This is a genomic window from Protofrankia sp. CiP1_Cm_nod4 (assembly GCF_982290645.1).
In genome coordinates, this window is record NZ_CEVIVC010000037.1 from 4,310 (window position 1) to 7,609 (window position 3,300).

At 71.2% G+C, this 3,300-nt stretch carries 5 protein-coding genes; all 5 read left to right on the forward strand.

The window, feature by feature from the left end:
* On the forward strand, positions 1-651 hold a 651-nt coding region (locus tag AC5LSR_RS09560; RefSeq protein ID WP_250281618.1), incomplete at its 5' end, for a hypothetical protein.
* Positions 652-714: 63 nt separating this feature from the next.
* Complete coding sequence (locus AC5LSR_RS09565) at positions 715-1,044, forward strand: hypothetical protein (protein WP_493464723.1); 330 nt, start codon at positions 715-717, stop codon at positions 1,042-1,044.
* Positions 1,041-2,159, forward strand: coding sequence for a phage late control D family protein (locus AC5LSR_RS09570; RefSeq protein ID WP_493464722.1), 1,119 nt, complete (start codon positions 1,041-1,043; stop codon positions 2,157-2,159). Before AC5LSR_RS09565 ends, AC5LSR_RS09570 begins: the two co-directional genes overlap by 4 nt.
* A gap of 95 nt (positions 2,160-2,254) precedes the next feature.
* On the forward strand, positions 2,255-2,989 hold the full coding sequence (locus tag AC5LSR_RS09575; protein ID WP_493468364.1) for a phage baseplate assembly protein V: 735 nt from the start codon (positions 2,255-2,257) through the stop codon (positions 2,987-2,989).
* Between the two features lie 87 nt (positions 2,990-3,076).
* Positions 3,077-3,300, forward strand: a 224-nt coding sequence (locus tag AC5LSR_RS09580) for a GPW/gp25 family protein (RefSeq protein WP_250281626.1), incomplete at its 3' end; no start/stop codon positions are given.

The following is a 3,300-nucleotide window of genomic DNA, read 5'->3' on the forward strand; positions in this document are numbered from 1 at the left end:
GGGGCGCTGGCGGTCTACGACTCGCGCGCGACCGGCGCGCGGGCGTCCCGAGTGATCATGTTTCAGTACAACGCGGACTCGATGCGCCGGACGCTGGCGGACCGCAGCCCGCCGGAGCCGAAGAAGTCCGCCGGGGCCGCTAAACAGAGCGTGCTCAAGGTCGGCGGCCCACCCATCGAGACGATCGCGATGACGATCGAGCTGGAGGCGGCCGACCAGCTCGACGCGCCCAACGCCAACCGGACGGTCGCCGAGCACGGCCTCTACCCCGCGCTGGCCCTGCTCGAGCTGCTGATGTACCCGCCGGCGCTGGCCGCCGAGAAGATCGAGAAACAGGCCGCGAAGGGCGCCGTCCAGGTCAGCGACGCCGAGGTGCCGCTGGTGCTGCTGGTCTGGGGGCCGTCGCGGGTGGTACCGGTCGACGTCACCGGGTTCTCGGTGACCGAGGAGGCGTTCGACTCCCTGCTGAACCCGGTCCGGGCGAAGGTCGAGCTGACCCTGCAGGTGCTGACCTACCTGGAACTGCCGGCGGGGGACATCGGCCGGGACGCGTTCATCAGCTACCAGAAGAGCAAGGAGGCCCACGCCGGCCGTCACCAGGAGGGCGAGAACGAACAGGGCATCCGCACCGTGTTCCTGCGCGGCGGCTGAGCCGCCGGTGGCCATCGGAGGACCCGTGGTCATCGAAAGACCGAAAAGGAGAAGGAGAAAGCCGTGTTCGCCCGCGACAGCCGTTACGCCGGGGTGCCCACCCACGAGCACACGTTGCCGGACGGCCAGGTCGTCCGCTATGTCGGTGTCCGGCAGATACCGCCGGTGACGGCCATCCAGGGTTATCGGGTGATCCGCGGCGACCGGCTGGACCGGATAGCGGACGACGTCTACCGGAGCCCGGAACGGTTCTGGCGGATCTGCGACGCGAACCGGGCGCTGTGGCCGGACGACCTGGTCGCCGAGAGCGGCCGGATTCTCGTGATCCCGCCGGCCGCCGCCGGCCCGCCGCCCCGGCGCTCCGGCGGGCCGGCCGGCGGGGCGGGCCGATGACCACGATCTCCTACGAGCTGCGGGTGGACGGCGCACCGGCCGGCGCGGAGATCGTCGCCGCGATCCGGCGCATCGAGGTCGAGGAACACACCGACCTCGCCGACATGGTGCGCATCGAGATCGCCGTCGACGTGGCGCCGGACGGCTCCGGCTGGAGCGTGCTCGACGACGAGGTGTTCACCCGGCTGACCCCCGTCGCCGTCGACGTCACCATCGGCTCGGGCAACGCCCAGCCGCTGATCGACGCCCGGGTGATCGACGTCGAGCTGTCCGTGTCGTCCCGGCCGGGCAGCTCGGTGCTGCGGGTCGTCGGCGCCGACCCGAGCGTGCTGATGAACCTCACCGAGACCGTCCGGGCCTGGCCCGACGTGGCCGACAGCGACATCGCCAGCACCCTCTTCGGCGAGCACGGCCTGACCGCGGACGTCACCGCCACGCAGCCGGCCCGGCCGGAGAAGGACATGACCACGATCCAGCGTGGCACCGACATCGGTTTCCTGCGGGGGCTCGCCGTCCGCAACGGCTACGAGTGCTATGTCGAGGCCAACCCGGCCTCCGGCGCGCTGGAGGGGCACTTCCACCCGCCGAAGCTCGACGCGGCCGCGCAGGGGGTGCTGTCGGTCAACCTCGGTCCCGCCACCAACGTCGACGCGTTCACCGCCCGGTTCGACATGGTGCGCCCGACGACCGCGACGGCCGGCGGGGTGGACGTCCGCGCGGGCGCCGAGGCCGCGGTCACCGTCGACCGGTCGGGCCTGCGCGACCTGGGCGCGGCGTCGACGGCGCCGGACGGCACGGCGCGCACGGTCCTGCTCGCCGGCGCCGGCCTGTTCGAGGACGGCGAGCTCACCACGCTGGCACAGGCGGCGGTGGACCGGTCGTCGTGGGCCGTCGTCGCGGAGGGGGAGGTGAACACCGCCGCGTACGGCCGGGTGCTGCGGGCCAAACGCCCGGTGCTGATCCGGGGCGTGGGCCGGATGCTCAGCGGCGCCTACTACGTCGAACAGGTGCTGCACACGTTCACCCCCGACGGGTACACGCAGCGTTTCACCGCTCGCCGCAACGCGACCGGCGTCACCGGCCGCGAGTCCTTCGACGACGAGACCAACACCTGAAAGCCCGGCCGGGACAACAAAGCCCGGCCGGGACAACCCGCCCGGCTGGAACGTTCCAGCCGGAGCGTTCCAGCCGGAGCGATCCAGCCGGAGCGATGACGAGGACAGGAGACGCGGTCCCGATGACCATGTCCGCGGTGGAGCACGGCGGTGTCACGGCCGGCGGTGGCGGCCGCTACTACGGCAAGTACCGGGGGTTCGTCACCAGGAACACCGACCCGGACAACCTCGGCCGGATCAGGGCGGTGGTGCCCGAACTGCTCGGTTCGGTCGAGACGGGCTGGGCGCTGCCCGCACTGCCGTACGCCGGGCCGGAGGTGGGCCTGTTCGTGATGCCGCCGGAGAAGGCGGGCGTGTGGATCGAGTTCGAGGCGGGTGACGTCTGCCGTCCGGTCTGGACCGGCTGCTGGTGGTCGGACGGGGGGCTGCCGAAGGACGGCGAGGGCAGCCCGGCCGAGGCGCCGATGGTGCTGCTGCGCACCAGGAACGGCCTGCTGCTCACCATCGACGACGAGCACAAGAAGATCACGGTCGGCGACGCCGACGGCAAGAACACGGTCACGGTCGACATCTCCGGCGGAACCGTGACGGTGAAGGCCGCGAAGAGCGTGGTGGTGGACGCGGGGAAGATCGAACTGACGAAGGACGCGGCCCACCCGCTGGCGTTCGGCGACGCCCTTGAGAAATACCTCAAGGATTTCGCGAAGGAGTTCAGCAAGCACATGCATCCCGGGCAGTCGTCACCGGTCGGCCCGGTGACCCCGGCGCCGCCGGCCGCGCCGATGACGCCCCCGTCGGGCCTCACGTCCAGCGCCGTGAAAACCGGCTGAGAAGCGCTGTTGGAAACGACTGGAAATAACGCTGTGAGAACCGGGTGAAAACCGGCTGGGAAGCAAGGAGGGAGAACCGTGGCGAACATGGGCGCGCCCGAGCGGCGTTTTCGGCTGGACCACCCGTTCCACGTCGACGCGACCGGGCGGGTGGCCGGCACCGACTCCGACGACCACGTCCGGGACATGATCTTTCAGGTGCTGTTCACCAACCCGGGGGAGCGGGTCAACCGGCCGGACTTCGGCTGCGGCCTGCTGGGCCTGGTGTTCCTGCCGAACAGCGACGCGCTGGCCACCGCCACCGAGTTCCT